This window comes from Labrys sp. E2SS-1L, from assembly GCF_057073705.1.
This window is the reverse complement of record NZ_CP172712.1, coordinates 2,112,747-2,130,029: the sequence shown is the minus strand read 5'-3', so window position 1 is coordinate 2,130,029 and position 17,283 is coordinate 2,112,747. Positions and strand designations below refer to the sequence as shown.

15 protein-coding genes are annotated in these 17,283 nt (G+C 65.9%); 13 read left to right on the top strand and 2 right to left on the bottom strand.

From position 1 onward, the window contains the following. Nucleotides 1-10 precede the first annotated feature (10 nt). From ACIGJE_RS09845 to ACIGJE_RS09830, 4 genes are all read left to right on the top strand, one after another. Nucleotides 11-1,159: an ABC transporter ATP-binding protein gene (locus ACIGJE_RS09845; RefSeq protein WP_415080423.1), complete on the top strand. Its 1,149-nt coding sequence runs from the start codon at nucleotides 11-13 to the stop codon at nucleotides 1,157-1,159. Continuing rightward, entirely contained in the window at nucleotides 1,156-1,989 is an 834-nt protein-coding gene (locus ACIGJE_RS09840) for a carbohydrate ABC transporter permease (RefSeq protein ID WP_394310538.1), read from the top strand. Before ACIGJE_RS09845 ends, ACIGJE_RS09840 begins: the two co-directional genes overlap by 4 nt. Nucleotides 1,990-2,062: 73 nt before the next feature. Then, nucleotides 2,063-3,358 (top strand): extracellular solute-binding protein, encoded by a 1,296-nt coding sequence (locus ACIGJE_RS09835; RefSeq protein WP_415080422.1) that lies wholly within the window; start codon nucleotides 2,063-2,065, stop codon nucleotides 3,356-3,358. A gap of 63 nt (nucleotides 3,359-3,421) precedes the next feature. Beyond that, the gene (locus ACIGJE_RS09830; protein WP_311942472.1) at nucleotides 3,422-4,327 is read left to right on the top strand and encodes a carbohydrate ABC transporter permease; all 906 of its coding nucleotides are present in this window, start codon (nucleotides 3,422-3,424) and stop codon (nucleotides 4,325-4,327) included. Nucleotides 4,328-4,335: 8 nt separating this feature from the next. Here ACIGJE_RS09830 and ACIGJE_RS09825 read toward each other — a convergent pair whose 3' ends face one another. Then, complete coding sequence (locus ACIGJE_RS09825; protein WP_311942475.1) at nucleotides 4,336-6,201, bottom strand: AsmA family protein; 1,866 nt, start codon at nucleotides 6,199-6,201, stop codon at nucleotides 4,336-4,338. 278 nt (nucleotides 6,202-6,479) lie between these two features. Continuing rightward, nucleotides 6,480-7,154, bottom strand: coding sequence for a polyamine aminopropyltransferase (locus tag ACIGJE_RS09820; RefSeq protein ID WP_311942476.1), 675 nt, complete (start codon nucleotides 7,152-7,154; stop codon nucleotides 6,480-6,482). 253 nt (nucleotides 7,155-7,407) lie between these two features. Here ACIGJE_RS09820 and ACIGJE_RS09815 point away from each other — a divergent pair, with 253 nt between their 5' ends. The 9 genes from ACIGJE_RS09815 to glcE all read left to right on the top strand — a co-directional run bounded on the left by ACIGJE_RS09815 (nucleotide 7,408) and on the right by glcE (nucleotide 17,274). Continuing rightward, nucleotides 7,408-9,504 carry an acetoacetate--CoA ligase gene (locus tag ACIGJE_RS09815; protein WP_415080421.1) on the top strand — a complete coding sequence of 699 codons (2,097 nt, stop codon included), beginning with the start codon at nucleotides 7,408-7,410 and terminating at the stop codon, nucleotides 9,502-9,504. 158 nt (nucleotides 9,505-9,662) lie between these two features. Further along, nucleotides 9,663-10,064, top strand: a complete 402-nt coding sequence (locus ACIGJE_RS09810) for a DUF2946 family protein (protein ID WP_415080420.1) — start codon at nucleotides 9,663-9,665, stop codon at nucleotides 10,062-10,064. 88 nt (nucleotides 10,065-10,152) lie between these two features. Next, nucleotides 10,153-11,523, top strand: coding sequence for a PepSY-associated TM helix domain-containing protein (locus ACIGJE_RS09805; protein WP_483679939.1), 1,371 nt, complete (start codon nucleotides 10,153-10,155; stop codon nucleotides 11,521-11,523). An 86-nt stretch (nucleotides 11,524-11,609) separates the two neighbouring features. Continuing rightward, complete coding sequence (gene copC / locus ACIGJE_RS09800) at nucleotides 11,610-11,999, top strand: copper homeostasis periplasmic binding protein CopC (RefSeq protein ID WP_311942489.1); 390 nt, start codon at nucleotides 11,610-11,612, stop codon at nucleotides 11,997-11,999. Then, nucleotides 11,999-12,880 carry a copper homeostasis membrane protein CopD gene (gene copD, locus ACIGJE_RS09795; RefSeq protein ID WP_483679937.1) on the top strand — a complete coding sequence of 294 codons (882 nt, stop codon included), beginning with the start codon at nucleotides 11,999-12,001 and terminating at the stop codon, nucleotides 12,878-12,880. Before copC ends, copD begins: the two co-directional genes overlap by 1 nt. 73 nt (nucleotides 12,881-12,953) lie before the next feature. After that, nucleotides 12,954-13,610 carry a hypothetical protein gene (locus ACIGJE_RS09790; RefSeq protein ID WP_311942495.1) on the top strand — a complete coding sequence of 219 codons (657 nt, stop codon included), beginning with the start codon at nucleotides 12,954-12,956 and terminating at the stop codon, nucleotides 13,608-13,610. Between the two features lie 90 nt (nucleotides 13,611-13,700). Continuing rightward, nucleotides 13,701-14,414: a type 1 glutamine amidotransferase gene (locus tag ACIGJE_RS09785; RefSeq protein WP_367624288.1), complete on the top strand. Its 714-nt coding sequence runs from the start codon at nucleotides 13,701-13,703 to the stop codon at nucleotides 14,412-14,414. 221 nt (nucleotides 14,415-14,635) lie between these two features. Further along, complete coding sequence (locus ACIGJE_RS09780) at nucleotides 14,636-16,102, top strand: FAD-linked oxidase C-terminal domain-containing protein (RefSeq protein WP_367624289.1); 1,467 nt, start codon at nucleotides 14,636-14,638, stop codon at nucleotides 16,100-16,102. After that, entirely contained in the window at nucleotides 16,099-17,274 is a 1,176-nt protein-coding gene (glcE, locus tag ACIGJE_RS09775; RefSeq protein WP_367624290.1) for a glycolate oxidase subunit GlcE, read from the top strand. Before ACIGJE_RS09780 ends, glcE begins: the two co-directional genes overlap by 4 nt. Nucleotides 17,275-17,283: the final 9 nt, after the last annotated feature.

Here is a 17,283-nt window from a genome sequence, read left to right as displayed (position 1 = left end):
AGGAAGCACCATGGCGTCCATCGAACTCGACCACGTCTCCAAGCTCTACGCCAATGGCGCCTATGGCGTACGCGATGTCGACCTGACGATTCCGGACGGCGAGTTCGTCATTTTTCTCGGCCCATCCGGCTGCGGCAAGTCGACCACCTTGCGCATGATCGCCGGGCTCGAAGGTATTTCCTCCGGCGATTTGCGTATCGGCGGCAAGAGCATGACCCATGTCGCCCCGCGCGACCGCAACATCGCCGTGGTGTTCCAGAGCTACGCCCTCTATCCGCATATGAGCGTGCGCCAGAACATGGCCTTCGGCCTGAAGATGCGCGGCGTCGACGCCTCCACCATCGATGCCAAGATCGCCGACGCCGCCCAGCTGCTCGGCCTGCAGAACCTGCTCGGCCGCAAGCCGGCCGCGCTTTCGGGCGGTCAGCGCCAACGCGTCGCCCTGGGACGGGCCATCGTGCGCGAGCCCGCCGCCTTCCTGCTCGACGAACCGCTCTCCAACCTCGATGCCCAGCTACGGGCCGAGATGCGGCTCGAACTGATCAAGCTCCATCGCCGCCTCGGCCGTACCATCGTGCATGTCACCCATGACCAGGTCGAGGCGATGACGATGGGCGACCGCATCTGCATCATGCGCGAGGGCCGGCTGGTCCAGGCCGGACGCCCGCTCGAGGTCTACGCCAATCCGGCCAACACCTTCGTCGCCCGCTTCCTGGCGACCCCGCCCATGAACCTCATTCCGGCCAGGCTGGAGAGCGTGTCGGCGGAAGTCCTTGTGGCGGTGACGGATGCCGGCGCCAGGTTAGCCGTGCCGGCCCGCCACCATGTCGCCTATGGCGATCATGCCGGCCACCGGGTGATCCTGGGCATCCGGGCCGAGGACTTCTACGAAACTCGGCAGCATCCCGACTGGCAGAAAATCACGATCCGCGTGGTCGCCATCGAAGCCCTCGGCGCCGAGAACATCCTGATCGGCCAGATCGCCGGAGAAGGCGGGACCGGGGACAAGCCGCTGGAGATCGCGGCCCGGCTCGGGCGCAACTTCACCGCCCCGATCGGCTCGACGGTGGAGCTCTATGTCGACGCCCTGCCGATGCATCTGTTCGATCCCGAAACCGAGCAGGTGATCGCCAGGCCGGCGCTGACGGGAGGGGCATGACGACGATGCGCAGCGACAGTGAGACCATTCCCTTCCGCCGGCGCTTCGGCCTGCATTTCGGCCTCTGCCTCGTCTGCGCTCTCATCCTGTTGCCGCCGCTTTGGGTACTCAGGACCAGCTTCCTGCCCGAGCAGCTCTCCTACAGCAGCGAGCTGATGCCGGCCTTCACCACCGAGAATTATGCGGCGCTGATCTCCAGCCGCTTCGGCGGCTCCTATCTCAACAGCCTCGTCGTGGCACTCGGTTCGGTGCTGGTCGCCCTGCCCTTCGCGGCGACCACCGGTTATGCCTTCGCCCGCTTCCGCACTGGCGGGCGCTGGGCACGCTTCATCGTCCTGGCCACCCAGATGCTGCCGCCGGTGGCGCTCGTGCTGCCGACCTTCACGCTCTTCCGCAGCCTGGAACTCTCCAACTCGCTGACCGGGCTGATCATCGTCTATGCCGCCCTCAACCTGCCCTTCCTGACCTGGATCCTGATGGGCTTCTTCGAGGGCGTGCCTGTTGATCTCGAATGGGCCGCCATGACCGACGGCGCCACCGCCTGGGGCGCGTTCTGGCGCATCGTGCTGCCGGTGTCGCTGCCCGGCATCGCCGCCGCCGGCGTGCTCGGCTTCATCCTGGCCTGGAACGAATTCCTGTTCGCCCTGGTGCTGAGCGGCCCGACCACGGCGACGATACCGGTGGCGCTCGCCGCGCTGCAGACCTCCAACGGCGTGCAGATCGCCAAGGTCTCGGCCGGCGTCATCCTCGCCATCCTGCCTCTGGTGATCGCCTCGCGCTTCATCCAGCGCTTCATCGTCCAGGGCCTGACTTTCGGTAGCGTCAAATAGACCGGCAACACGGAGAGCGGCGGCCAAATCTCAAATAAGGATGGCCGCACATTACAGAGAGAGGGATAGAGCCATGATCTGGAACGAGAACCGCCTGAAGACGACCCTGCTGGCGGCCGCCGGCGCGGCGATGCTGCTGGGGGCATCGCTGTCGTCGGCCGCCGCCGAGACCGTCACCCTGCGCGCCTTGATGGAAGACGTGCCGGAGACCAAGATCATCGAGGCGCTGCTGCCGGAATTCGAGCAGAAGACCGGCATCAAGGTCGAGTTCGAGAAGATCGGCTATCCCGATATGCACGACAAGCTGGTGGCCCAGCTCACCGGGCCGCAAAGCTACTACAACCTGCTCGAAGTCGACTTCCTCTGGGCCGGCGAATTCCCGGCTGCGAACTGGCTGGTGGACCTCAAGCCCCTGGTCGAGAAGAGCAAATACGACCTCGGAGCCTTCATCCCCTCCACCATCGAGTTGCTCGGCGGCAGCCAGGACAAGCTCAACCTGGTACCCATGTACAATTATTCGATGGGCCTGCTCTATCGAAAGGATCTTCTCGCCGACGAGAAGCTGAAGGCGGCCTATAAGAGCGCCACCGGCAAGGAGCTCGCCTTGCCGACCTCGCTGGAAGACTACGTCGCGATCTCCAAATTCATGAAGGCCAACGCCAAGGTCGCCGGCGCGGCGATGCAGGGCCAGCGCGGCGATCCCAACAGCATGGAATTTTCCAACTACCTGTTCTCGGCGGGCGGGGCCTATCGCGATGCCGCCGGAAAGGCCAGCCTGAACACGCCGGAAGCCAAGAAGGCGCTCGACCTCTATGTCGACAACATCCAGAACGGCGCGCAGCAAGGCGCGACCTCGGCCACGCTCGACGACACCATGCGGCTGATGTGCTCGGGCGCGGCCTTCTCGATGGTGACCTATTGGTGGATGCTGCCGCAGATGGACGATGCCGCCAAATGCCCGACGGTTGCCGGCAAGGTCGGCCTTGCGGTGATGCCTGGCGGCCATGGCGAGAGCGGGGGCTGGGGCTGGGGCATTCCCAAGAACACCACGCCGGAAGAGCAGGAAGCGGCCTGGACCTTCATCCAGTGGGTGCAGAGCAAGGAGGTCTCGGTGAAGCGGGCCCTGCAGGGCCACGCCCCTGTGCGCTCCGACGTCTACAAGGATGCCGAGGTGCTGAAGAAATACCCCTTCTACCAGACGGCCGAGTCCGTGGTGGCGAGCGGCAAGTCCTTCCCGATCTTCACCTATTCGGCCCAGTACGAGGATGTGCTCGGCACGCAGCTCTCGCTTGCGGCCGGCGGCCAGGCGACCTCCGAGGCGGCGCTGAAGGCAGCCTCCGATGGCTTGCAACAACTGCTCGACAAGTGACCTTGCCCCGGCGCGGCCTTCGAGCCGCGTCGGTTCTGCCCAATTGACAGAACGGTGCGACAGATGAGCGTGATGGGATTGGCTGGACGCAGCCGGGAATGGCGGATCGGATGGGCTTTCGCCCTGCCCGGCCTCCTGCTGCTCGCCATCGTGATGGGTTTTCCGCTGGTCTATGCCTGCATCCTGTCGATCTCATCGATGACGCTGATCAAGCCCAGCCTGATGCCGCTGGTCGGCTTCAAGAACTTCGCGTCGATGCTGGCCGATCCGCTGTTCTGGAATGCCCTCTGGCTTACCGTACGCTATTCGGCCATCACGGTGATCGGCGAGTTCGTCATCGGGCTCGGCATCGCCCTGATGCTCAACCGCACCGTGCACATGAAGCCGGTCTATTTCGCCATCCTCACCATTCCGATGGCGATGTCGCCGATCTCGGTCGCCCTGATCTGGCGCATGTTGCTGCAGCCCAATCTCGGCATCGCCAACCATCTGATGGAGAGCTTCGGCCTGCCCCGGCTCGATTGGCTGGGCACGCCGGGCATGGCACTGTGGACGATGGCGGCCATCGACATCTGGCAGCAGATGTCCTTCGTGGTGCTGATCCTGGCTGCGGGCCTTGCCGCCCTGCCGCGCGACCCCTACGAGGCCGCCGAGGTCGACGGTGCCAGGGCCTGGCAGCAGTTCTTCTACATCACCCTGCCGATGCTGCGGCCGGTGGCGGCCATCACCGTCATCATCCAGCTCATCAACGAATTCCGCACCTATGACCTGCCCTATGTGCTCACCAAGGGGGGGCCGGGCAACGCCACGGAGGTGCTTAGTTTCTTCGCCTATCGCCGGGCCTTTCTCGGCCTGTCGCTCAACGAGGGAGCGGCAGCGGCCTTCGTGCTCCTGGTGATCGTGCTCGTCCTCACGGTGATCTTCTTCGCCGTACTGGAACGCTCACAGGCCGGCGAAGGCGGGCGCTGAAGCGGTTCCTACTGCGCCGCCGAGGCCGGCGGCGTCTTGCCAGTTTCCTGCGTGACGTCACGGCCCGGCCGGATAAAGCTGCGCAGCAGCGGAGCGGCGGCACCCGAACGGCGGATCAACGCCTCGGTATCGGGCTCGACCACCGGCACCTCCCAGCCCCCATAGACGCGGAAAGGCAGGCGGAAGGGATTGGCGGCATCGGCGTCGCTCCAATTGGCCACGCCAGCCATGTCGAGGCTGCGCAGGGCGATATTGGCATCCCCCGTCAGCGACACCGAAAGAGAGCCGTTCTCCATGCGGCAATCGGCGGTCTTGGCCATGCCGTCGGCGATCTTGAAGCTGGCCTTGGCGAGGTCGAAGGTGGTGCGGCCGCCATAGGAGGATTCGAAACGGGCCGAGAGTGGCCGCCGCTCGATCTTCTGCATCAGGCTGGCGAGGTCGATACCGACCAGGGAACCACCGGCGACGCTGATGTCGGCCCTTCCCTGCAGCGAGCGCGACAGCTCGGCGATGGAGGCGCCGGTACCGTTCACGGCCATCGTGCCCGTGCCGGTTCCTTCCAGGCGCCGGAAACCGAAGAGATCGCCGAGCGCGCTGCCCATATCGACGCCTTCGAAGCTGGCCGCGGCGGCGAGTTCGGTCATCTTGTCGGAAGGCTTGAGCGCGATATTGCCCTTGAGCGTGCCGCCATAGGCGACAGCCTCGCCGAGGGCGAGCTCGAGCTGGCCGTTGCGGGTTGACACCGTTGCCGCGGCGCGGCCGAGACGGACCTTGTCGATGGTGGTCTCGCCGGCCGAAATACGCAGATCGAGGTCGCTGACCAGCAGGCTGTTGATGCTGATATGATCAGCACGCCATTTGCGCGGCCGGCCATCGGCGAGCTGGAGTTCATCGGAATAGGCGCTGAGGTCGAGCGTATCGGCGGCAAGCGTGCCGCTGACCTTGGGACGCTCCTTGCCGAATTCGACGGTGAGCGAGCCTTCGGCCTCGTTGCCGTCGAGCGAGAGCTGCACCTCGTTGAGGGAAATGGCGCTGTGATCGAGCGTCAGGGGCGACTGCAGGTCATAGGCGGCGAGACTGCGCCCGGCCGGCAGGCCGAATCCGAACCAGCGCAGCGTATCGCGCAGCGAAGTGCCGCTGGCCGAGACCTTGCCGTCCAGCCGCCCCGCCCCATCCAGCGTACCGCTGGTAGCAAGGTTGAGCGTATCCCCCTTGATACGCGCCCGCATATCCGACTTGCCGCCTGCGATCAGGCTGGCGGGATCGGCGAGTGCGACGGCAATCTCGGCCTCGCGGTTGCGCCAATTGATCACGCCGGCCGCCGACATTGCGTCGCTCCGACCAGCCCAGGCGAACGTGACGTCGTCGACCGAAACGGAGGTGGCCCGGCCGAGCGCGCTGTCGTCATAGCGGATAGTGCCATCGACAAGGCGGATGGTCTTGACCGGCATCGGCTTGTCGAAGCGCCCGGCGGCGGCCTCGGCCAGCACGCCCTCCTTGAAGTCCCACGAGCGTATACCGTTCTTGCCCGCGGTGAGGCCGATGCTGGCGCGCTTGAGCATCAGGCCCGATATCTCGATGCGCCCGATCACCAGAGACGCCAGGCGCAGCGTCCCCTGCATCTTGTCGGCCACCAGCAGCGGCGGCAGGCCTTCGGCGGCGGGAATGGTGACCTTCTCGATCATCAGCGTCGGCAACGGTGCCCAGGCCAGATGCACCTGCCCCTCGATGACGGGCGTCCGGCCGGTCAGGGCAACGATCTCGCGGGTAAAGGTATCGCGTAGCACGCTTTCCGGCGTCAGCCATGGCACGGTGAGCACCAGTGCAATGAGCGCAGCAGCGATAGCGGCCAGGGATAGCCCAATACGCTTCATGCCGTTTCCGCGCCTCGCTCGATCAAAAGGTGGTTGGTGACCTCTGCCATGCGCCCAGGCGACGGAGCTGAATCACAAACTCGATCCATTATAAATGGCAGTCCATCATGGTAAAAGCGAGGCTTGGTTGTGGCAAAGCCGCCATGCGGGAAAAGCGGCGGTCGCTGGCCATGACGGGTACGATACAATCGCGTGCCTCCAGTCCCCTATCATGGACCATCATGGTTAAGAAAGCCGGAAGAGGCCGGCGCGCCCACCTTCCGTGAAACCGCTCGGTTCTATCCTGCCGGCACCCCGATCAGATAGACCATATGAAACGGCTCCTGTCCCGGCTCCCCGAGCGACACTCGTTCGCGCCTCCAGGGCAGCGCCGAAGCAGCCAGATTGGCCTCGAAGGCTTTCGACTGGGTGGCCGACCACAGGCCGGCGACACCTCCCGGTGCGAGGGCGCTGATAATGCGGGCAATTCCCTCGCCCGAATAGAGCCAGTGGTTCGGCGCGTGCACGACATAATCGGGGCCATTGTCGGTATCGAGCAGGATGGCGTCGAAGCCGCCGGGCTCGGCGGCGATGATCTCGGCGACGCTGCCGGTGCGGACCTCAACGCGGGGGTCGGCCAGCGGATGACCGGCGAGCGGAGCGAGCACACCCCGGTTCCAGGCGACGATCTCGGGCAGGAGTTCGCTGACCAGGATGCGCGCCTGCGGGCCAGTGGCGTCGAGCGTCGCCCTCAGCGTATAGCCCATGCCGAGGCCGCCGATCAGGATACGCGGGGCTTGCGCATCCAGATGGCGGCAGATGGTTCTCGCCAGCACGATCTCCGAGCGGGGATCATGGTTCGACATCAATTCCCAACCGTTGAAGCGGATGTCGAAGAGACCGCCGCGCCGGCGCAAGGCGATCCGGTCGCCCTCCGCCGTCACCAGGCTGTCGAGTTCCGTCCAGATCTCCATCACCCCCGCTCCCTCACGCACGCGACGGTCTTATAGCAGGGCTACGGCAAAGGCTTCAGCCTTTCCAAGGACCGCGATCGTCCGGATGACCGACCGCTTTCGAACCGAAGCCCGGATCCCGGCTGAGACGGGTTGGTGCATTACCCTCTTCCTTAGAGCGCGAAATCGTCATACTGCAGTTGCGAAGAGCGACGCGGCAATGCCGGAAACTCTGCAAAGGGAAGCGCCGAAGCAAAGGGAAACAGCCGAGGACATGGCCAAGGAAACCACTGCCCAGGAAGCCACTGCCAAGGGAAGCACTGCCAAGGGAACCACCGGCAAGACCGCCAAGGACCGCAAGACAGTCACGCCCGTGTCCGACGAGGCGCTGGCGGATGCCACCGAAGCCGCTGCCGAGCCGGCCGACGACAAGCCGTTGTGGGTACCCTCCCCCGCGCGTATCGCGGGAACGCAGGTCTCGGCCTTCATCGCGGCTGCGAACGCCCGCCACGGCCTCACCCTCAAGACCTATGCCGACCTGCACCGCTGGTCGGTCGAAAGCGCAGCCGACTTCTGGAACCTGATCTGGGACGACAGCGGCATCAAGGGCGAGAAAGGCGAGCGTCTAGCCAGCGATCTCGACAACATGCTCCAGGCCCGTTTCTTTCCGGACGCCAGGCTGAACTTCGCCGAGAACCTGCTGCCGCGCAGCGACGACGAGCCCGCCTTGATCTTCCAGGGCGAGGACAAGGCCAGCCTCACCTTGAGCTGGCGCGAACTCACCGACCTCGTCTCGCGGCTGCAGCAGGCGATGCGCGCCGAAGGCGTGCAGATGGGCGATCGCGTCGCCGCGATGATGCCCAACCGGCCGGAGACGGTGGCGATCATGCTGGCCGCCGCCTCGATCGGCGCGATCTTCTCGTCCTGCTCGCCCGATTTCGGCGAGCGCGGCGTCCTGGACCGCTTCGGCCAGATCGCGCCCAAGCTGTTCTTCGCCATCGACGGCTACTGGTATGCCGGCAAGCGCATCGACAACGGCCCCAAGGTGATCGCCATCGCCGCCGAGCTCGGCTGCAAGACGGTGATCGTGCCCTATCTCGGCGAGGCCGAGGCGGTGGCCGCCAAGATCCCGGAAGGCACCACGCTGGCGATCCTCACCGCCCCCTACCGGGCCAAGCCGGTGACGTTCGAGGCGCTGCCCTTCAACCAGCCCCTGTTCATCCTCTATTCCTCCGGCACCACGGGCGTGCCGAAATGCATCGTGCACGGGGCCGGCGGCACGCTCCTGCAGCTGGTCAAGGAACACCGCCTGCAATGCGACCTGCGGCCGGGCGAGCGCAGCTTCTACTTCACCACCTGCGGCTGGATGATGTGGAACTGGCTGATCGCGGGCCTCGCCAATGGCGAGACGCTGCTGCTCTATGACGGTTCGCCCTTCCATCCCGAAGCCGGCGTGCTGTTCGATTTCGTCACGCGCGAGAAGGGCGTGATGCTCGGCACCTCGGCCAAATATATCGATGCGGCCCACAAGGCCGGGCTGACGCCGCGCGAGAGCCACGACCTGTCCTCGCTGCGGCTAATGACCTCGACCGGCTCGCCCCTGTCGCCGGAAGGCTTCCGCTGGGTCTATGAGGACGTGAAGGCCGATCTCCATCTCGCCTCCATCTCGGGCGGCACCGACATCGTCTCCTGCTTCGTGCTGGGCGATCCCACCTCGCCGGTCTGGTCGGGCGAGATCCAGGCGGCGGGCCTCGGCATGGCAGTCGACGTCTGGAACGACGATGGCCAGAGCGTGCGCGAAGAAAAGGGCGAGCTGGTGTGCACCCGCCCCTTCCCCTCCATGCCGGTGAAGTTCTGGAACGATGAAGGGGGCCACAAATACCGGGCCGCCTATTTCGAACGCTTCGACAATGTCTGGCACCATGGCGATTTTGCCGAATGGACCCGCCATGGCGGGCTGATCATCCATGGCCGCTCCGATGCCACGCTCAATCCGGGCGGGGTACGCATCGGCACCGCCGAACTCTATGCCCAGGTCGAGAAGATTCCGGACGTGCTGGAATCGCTCGCCATCGGCCAGGACTGGGAAGGTGACGTGCGCATCGTGCTGTTCGTACGCCTGCGCGAAGGCGTGACCCTGGACGACGCCCTCGTCGACCGCATCAAGCGCCAGATCCGCACCGGCGCCTCGCCGCGCCACGTGCCGGCCAAGATCATCGCCGTTGCCGACATTCCCCGCACCAAGTCCGGCAAGATCACCGAGCTTGCCGTGCGCGACATCGTCGCCGGCCGCAGCGTCAAGAACCAGGAGGCCCTGGCCAATCCCGAGGCGCTGGCCCTCTACAAGGACCTGCCGGCACTGAAGGATTGAGCAAGAGGCCCGCCGCTTCCCGGGCCGATCGCATCGGCGGGTCCAAAATCGCGACAATGTTGTTTCTTGCCGGGTCCAGCCCGGCAATGACAAGATGATCATCGCGCCGGTAGCCATCCTCGGCGCGCCTTGACAGGACACATCAGGAAACAGCGACGGTGCAGGTTTTGCGCATAGGCAGGGACATCACGAGGGCCGCCATCACGGCCCTTGCCGTCTATGCGCTGCTCGTCAACACCCTGCTGATGGGCGTGCTGATGGCGCCGCAATTGCGTGCCGATACGCTCGACCGCAACCTCGCCGCACTCGAAATCGTCTGTGCCGGCAACGGCATGGGCATCACCGATGCAGGATCGGGCCCACCCGCAGACCATCGTGGTCATGAGGCCGAGTGCTGCATCCTCTGCCCCGGCTTCGGCGGTCCGGCCTCACCCGCCGGCATCGACCTGCCGCGGCGCCTGCCCGTGGTGGCCGCCCTCGCCCCCTGGGCGGCGGACACCCGCATCCTCCCATCCCTCCATCACGCGGCCGCCCAGCCGCGCGGACCGCCGATGGCATGACCTGAGAACGACTCCCCTTTTGTTTTCCGCCTGACGCCGCCCGCAACGTCCTGTTGCGAGCAGGCGGACGGCAACTCAGGACACAGCCATGACCATCTCCCACGGCGCGGACGCCCTCGCGGTCGCTCCGCCCACGCGCCTGTCGCTGCAGCGCGCGATCTGGCGCTGGCATTTCTATGCCGGCCTCCTCTGCGTCCCCTTCATGATCCTGCTGGCCGTCACCGGTTCGCTCTATCTGTTCAAGGACGAGATCAACCACACGCTCTTTGCCTACCGTACCGTCGTCATCAATCCCGGCACGCCCGCTTTGTCGCCGGAAGAGCTGGTCGACAAGGCCCTGGAAGGCCGCCCCGAGGCCGCTGCCACCGCCTATGCCGAGCCCGCCGACGCCACCGCTTCGGCCAAGGTCACCTACAAGGACGACGGCGGCAAACACTACGTCTACCTCGATCCCTATAGCGGCGCGGTGCTCGACACCGTGCGCGCCGACCGCGAGCCGATGTGGCTGATCAAGAAGATCCACAGCCTGGAGCTGTTCGGCACCTTGACCAACCGGTTGATCGAGGCCGTCGGCGGCTTCGCCCTCATCCTGGTGATCACCGGGATCTATTTGTGGTGGCCCCGCGGCCAGAGCGGCGGCGTGGTGACTGTCCGCGGCACGCCGGCACGCCGGGTATGGTGGCGTGACCTCCATGCCGTCACCGGCGCCTTCGCCGGGCTGGTGATCTTCTTCCTGGCGGCGAGCGGCCTGCCTTGGGCCGGTTTCTGGGGCAAGCAGCTCAATGGCTTCGCGACGCAGGCGGGCCTGGGCTATCCCACCCAGCTCTGGGACGAGACGCCGAGTTCCACCGTGCCGCTGCAGGACGTCGTCGGCAAGGCCGGCTGGACGGTGGAGAATTCGCCGGTGCCCCAGTCGGCCCAGCCCTACACCCATGCGATCGGGCTCGACCGCGCGGTTGCCGTCGCCCGCGGCCTCGGCATCGCGCCCGGCTTCGAGATGGCATTGCCGACCGAAGAAAACGGCGTCTACACCGCGGCGATCTTTCCGGACGAACTCGCCAAGGAACGCACCATCCATATCGACCAATATTCGGGCAAACCGATCGTCGATCTCAAATTCGCGGATTTCGGCGGCGTCGCCAAGGCGATCGAATTCGGCATCAACGTGCATCAGGGCCAGCAATGGGGCCTCGCCAACCAGCTGGTGATGCTGGCGACCTGCCTGGCCATCATCCTCGCCAGCGTCTCCGGCGTGATGATGTGGTGGAAGCGCCGCCCGAGCGGCAGGCTCGGCGTGCCGCCCTATCCTAGCGATCCACGCGTCTATCGCGGCCTGTGGATCGTGGCTATCGCCGTCGGGCTCGCCTTCCCGATCACCGGCCTTGCGATCGTCGCGATGGTAGCGCTGGATCTCCTGGTCATCCGCACCGTGCCGCCTCTGCGCCGCGCCTTTGCCTGACGGCGAGCACCCTGGATTCGAGGCGGCCCCCCGCCTCGGCCAATCCGCCATTTCCTTTCCTTCCGCCGATCCGGGCGGAGCAATCCATGAAGGGTCCAATCATGTCCATCACCCGCAAGGTCTCGTCCCTCACGCTCGCCTTGGCCCTCGGCCTCGGAGCGACCGGCGCCGCCCTCGCCCATGCCCATCTGAAATCCTCGGCCCCGGCCGGCGACAGCGCGGTAGCGGCGCCTGCAACGCTGGAGCTACATTTCAGCGAAGGCGTCGATCTCAAATTCTCGGGCGTCAGCCTGACAGGCCCCGACCAGAAGGCTATCGCGACCGGCGATACCGCCCATGCCGGCAATGACGAGGCCAGCCTCTCCGTGCCGGTCACGGCCAAGCTCGCACCGGGCAAATATACGGTGCAGTGGCACGTCCTCTCCAAGGACGGCCACAAGGTCAAGGGCAGCTATTCCTTCGACGTGAAGCCCTGATGGATCTCGAAACCGCTCTCCAGGCCTGCCGCTTCCTGCATTATGCCGCAGCGATGGCCCTGTTCGGCACCAGCGCCTTCCTCGCCGTCCTGGCGCCGAAGGAGCTGGCCGAGCGGCTTGGGGAGCGGTTGACAATGATACTGGTCGCTGCGGCAGGCCTTGCCGCCGCGACCACCCTGGCCTGGCTCCTGCTGAAAAGCGGCGAGATCGGCGACGGCTGGGCCGACACGCTCAACCCGGCCCTGATCACCTCGGTGTTGACCGACAGTAGCTTCGGTCGCGCCTGGCAATGGCGACTGGCCCTTGCAGCGTGTCTGCCTGCCGTGTTTCTGCTCGGACCGCGCCGGTTGCCCGCACTCGCTTTCTGCTCGGGCCTGCTTCTCGCCAGCCTCGCCCTGACCGGTCACGCCGCCATGCTGAGCGGCTGGCCTGGCCTGCTGCAGAGGGGCAACCACATGCTGCATCTGCTCGCGGCGGGCGCCTGGCTCGGCGCCCTCATCCCTCTCCTCCCGTGTCTGGCGATGCTCGGGGAGGCCTCGCCTTCCCCCCCCGCCGCCCGGGCACTTCGCCGTTTTTCAACCGCCGGCCATGTCGCCGTCTCGCTCGTGGTCGTCACCGGCATCGCCAACACGGCCTTCGTGCTCGGGCACCCGCCGGCGGATTGGTCTTCGCCTTACCAGGCCTTGCTTGCCACCAAGATCGGCCTCGTCGGCGTCATGATCGCCATCGCCCTGACCAACCGCTACTTCCTCGTCCCCCGCATCCGCCTGGCACGGACGAGGTCGCTGCGGCTGCTGGGCCGTCTCACCGTCACGGAATTGCTGCTCGGAGCCGGCGTGCTCGTCCTCGTCAGCCTGTTCGGTATGATCGAACCGACTTGACAGGCACGCCGTATCACGGTTTGCCTTGCCGGAAAGGTGCCCTCGGGGCAGAGGCGATCGAAGGCAGGGCCAGATGCCGGGCAGGAATACAATCAGCGGAGTGCTCAGCCTCACCGGCCGCTTCATCGGCGCTCTGCTGCTGGCCCTGCTGGCGACCTCCGCCTTCGCCCATCGCCAGGCCTCGGACGGCGACGGTACGGGAGCCGGCATTCCCATCCCCAACCTCACCCATGGCCAGATGGCGGTGATCGCCGCCAACATGCCCGACATCCTTGCCCTGGCCGACCGCCAGACCGGACTCGATGAGACCGCGCGCCGGCTGCGCGCCTTCGTGGACTGGCAGTATTTCTTCTGCTTCCGCGGCTTGGTACCGGGCAGCCTGAAGGATGAGGAAAGCCCTTTCAACGAATGCAGCCATGCCTATCTCGCCGGCACGCAGGCCCTGCTGCTCGAGCTCCGGCAGACCCGCGGAGATCGCGCGGAGGTGCGTGCCCTGGTCGACAAGGTCGGGCTCGACATGGTCAGGAACAATGCCTCGCTGGTGCTTTGCCGCTTCAGCGGCGAGGCGTTCAACACCGCCGACGTGGTCTCGCCGCGCTGGAGCGAGGTGCCGGGACATCCGCCAAGCCTGGCGACCTTCGGCGGCCTTGCCTTTCTGATCGGCGGTGCCGTCTGGCTTGGCCTGCGGCGACGCACCGCGCCCGTTTCGGGTCCCCTGCCAGCCGGATGAGGGTTTGCGGGCGACAATAGGGCTTGCACGAAGCGATGATTGCCTGTCGGATGGTCTGACCATTCGATTTTCGACGGCTTTCATCCCGCCATGCGTATTCTCGTCCTCCAGCATCTCGCTTCCGAGCATCCCGGTATTTTCCGTTCCTTCTTCGCCCGCGACGGTGTCGAATGGGACGCGGTCGAACTCGACGAGGGCGGTACCATCCCCGCACTCGACCCCTATGACGCGCTCTGGGTCATGGGCGGCGCCATGGATGTGTGGGACGTCGACCAGTTTCCCTGGCTGGTGGAGGAAAAGCGCATCATCCGCCATTGGGTGCGCCAGCTCGACAAGCCCTATCTCGGCATCTGCCTCGGCCATCAGCTCCTGGCCGATGCGCTCGGTGGCACCTGCGGGCCTCAGATCCCACCGGAAGTCGGCGTCTTCGATGTCGATGTGACGCAAGCCGGCCAGACTGATCCGCTGTTCGAAGGGCTCGCCCCGCGCTTTCGGGCCCTGCAATGGCATTCGGTGCGCGTCGCCCAGGCGCCCGAGGGCGCCGCGGTGCTGGCCTCTTCGCCGCTCTGCCCCGTCCAGGCTATTCGTGCCGCGCCGCGGGCCTGGGGCATGCAATATCACGTCGAGGCCGAGAATGCCGCCGTGCAGCAATGGGGCTGCGTGCCCGAATACAGGACCGCCCTGGAGCGCACCAATGGCGAAGGCGCCATGGAGCGCCTGCAGGCCGACATCGCGGCTCATGCCGAAGGCTTCGAGGCCAACGCCGCCCTTGTCTATCGAAATTTCATGCGGCTCGCGCGATAATGGCGGCAATAATTCAATAAGACATGCATGATTACTACCTTGAGGCCGTAAAAATGGCCCCTATAGCGTTTTGTGATTTGAAGGAGGCACTTCGAATCGCAAAGACGCGTTGGAACAAGGAGTTAGAGCAAATAAGCGTTCACGCTTGAACGCGCTTTGCTCTGGTGAGGCTGAATGCATCGGCGCGGTGCCGGATTCGGCGCTGCAGGAGGAAACCGACCATGCCTGAAGGCACCCCATCGACCACCGGCATTCCGATGCCGCCGCCCGATCCCGCCATCATGGCGCGGCGGCAAGCGATCGTCGACGGGCTGGCCGGGCTGGTGCCTCCGGCGAACCTGATCGTCAGCGAGGACGAGCGCCGCGCCTATGAGACCGATGCGTTCACCGCCTATCGCGCAGTGCCGCTTGCCGTGGTGCTGCCCGAGACCACCGAGGAAGTGGCGGCGATCTTGAAATTCCTCAACCAGGAGGGCGTTCCCGTCATCCCGCGCGGTGCCGGTACCTCGCTCGCCGGCGGCGCCTTGCCCCAGGCAGACGCCGTGGTCGTCGGCCTCTCCAAGATGAGCAAGGTGCTGGAACTGCGTTTCGAGGACCGGCTGGCACGCGTGCAGGCGGGCATCACCAATCTCGGCATCTCCGGCGCCGTGGCGCATGAGAGCTTCTTCTATGCGCCCGATCCCTCCAGCCAGCTCGCCTGCACGATTGCCGGCAACATCGCCATGAATTCGGGCGGCGCGCATTGCCTGAAATACGGCGTCACCACCAACAACATCCTCGGCGTCAGGCTGGTGACCATGGCGGGGGAGATCCTCGACATCGGCGGCGACGCCGTGGATGCCGACGGCTATGACCTGCTCGGCATCGTCATCGGCTCGGAAGGTCAGTTCGGCATCGTCACCGAGGCGGTGGTGCGCATCCTGCCGATGGCCGAGGGCGCCCGCCCGATGCTGGTGGGCTTCGCCACCCCCGAGGAGGCCGGGCGCTGCGTGGCCGCCATCATCGCCTCCGGCATCATTCCCGTCGCCATCGAATATATGGACAAGCTCGCCATCGAAATCACGGAGGGCTTCGCCCATGCCGGCTATCCGCTCGACGCCGGCGCCATGCTGATCATCGAGGTCGAAGGCTCGGACGCCGAGATCGACCGCCTGCTCGGCCTGATCTCCACCATGGCGCGCCAGCACGGCGCCACCACCATCAAGATCTCCAAATCGGAGGCCGAGAGCGCGGCGATCTGGAAGGGCCGCAAATCGGCTTTCGGCGCCACCGGCCGCATCGCTGACTATATCTGCATGGACGGCACCATTCCGACCGGCCAGTTGCCGATGGTGCTCAAGCGCATCGACGAGATCACCGAAAGCCACGGCCTGCGCGTCGCCAACGTCTTCCATGCCGGCGACGGCAATCTGCACCCCCTGGTGCTCTACAACGTCAACGATGCCGACCAGCGCGAGAAGGCCGAGGCCTGCGGCTTCGACATCCTCCGACTCTGCGTGGAGGCCGGCGGCTGCCTGACCGGCGAGCACGGCGTCGGCATCGAGAAGCGCGACCTGATGCGCGAGCAGTTCGACCAGATCGATCTCGACCAGCAGCGCGACCTCAAGCTCGCCTTCGATCCGAAATGGCTGCTCAACCCAGCCAAGGTCTTCCCGCTCGACATGCGGCCTGGAGGCTGGGCGGCATGACGGTGTTCTCCCCTACCAGCGAAGCGGAAATGGCCGGCATCGTTACCGAAGCCTTTCGGAACAAGATCCCGCTCGCCGTGACCGGCGGCGGCTCGAAGGCCGGCATCGGCAGGCCCGTGGATGCCTCCGCCATCCTGGAAACGCGGGGCCTTACCGGCATCACGCTCTATGAACCGGCCGAGATGGTGATCGGCGCCCGGGCCGGCACCTCGCTGGCGGAGCTTACAGCGACCCTCGACGCCCGCGGCCAGATGCTGCCCTTCGAGCCGGGCGACTGGCGACGGCTCCTCGATACCGCCCCGAATGAGCCCACGGTCGGAGGCCTAGTCGCCGCCAATCTCTCCGGGCCGCGCCGGATCGTTACCGGGGCCTGCCGCGACAGCCTGATCGGCGTGCGCTTCGTCAACGGCAAGGGCGAGACCATCAAGAATGGCGGACGGGTGATGAAGAACGTCACCGGATACGACCTGACCAAGTTGATGGCGGGCTCCTGGGGCACGCTCGGCATCCTCACCGAAGCGATCTTCAAGGTGCTGCCCAAGCCCGAGGCCAGCACCAGCCTGGTCTGGCAGGGCCTCGACGATGGCCAGGCCATCGCCCTGATGTCCTCGGGCCTCGGCAGCCCCTTCGAGGTTTCGGCGGCCGCGCATGTGCCGGCCGATCTCGCCTCCGGTACGGCTCTTACGGTGCTGCGTCTCGAAAATTTCGAAAGCTCGATCGCCTATCGGCAGGAACGGCTCGGCAGCCTGCTCAAGCGCTTCGGCGACCATGCCGTGCTCGAGCAGCAGGATTGCCGCAGCTTCTGGTTCGACATCGCCGACGTCGCGCCGCTGGCCCAGCAGGACGGCATGATCTGGCGTCTCTCGGTGGCTCCCTCCAAGGCTGCCGCGCTGGGCGCCTCGCTGCGCTGGCTCGGCGAGATCAAGCTGTTCTACGATTGGGGCGGCGGCCTGATCTGGTTGCTGGCGCCCGAAACGGCGGAATTCGCCAAGGCGATCGTCTCGGCCACCAAGACCGAGGGTGGCCATGCCATGCTGATCAAGGCCAGCGCCGATTTCCGGGCCGGTTCCTTCCATTTCGGCGCCCAGGAGGGGCCGCTCGCCGCCCTGAGCGCCAGGGTGAAGCAGGCCTTCGACCCTGCCAACATCCTCAATACCGGGCGGCTGGGATGAGCAGCAAAA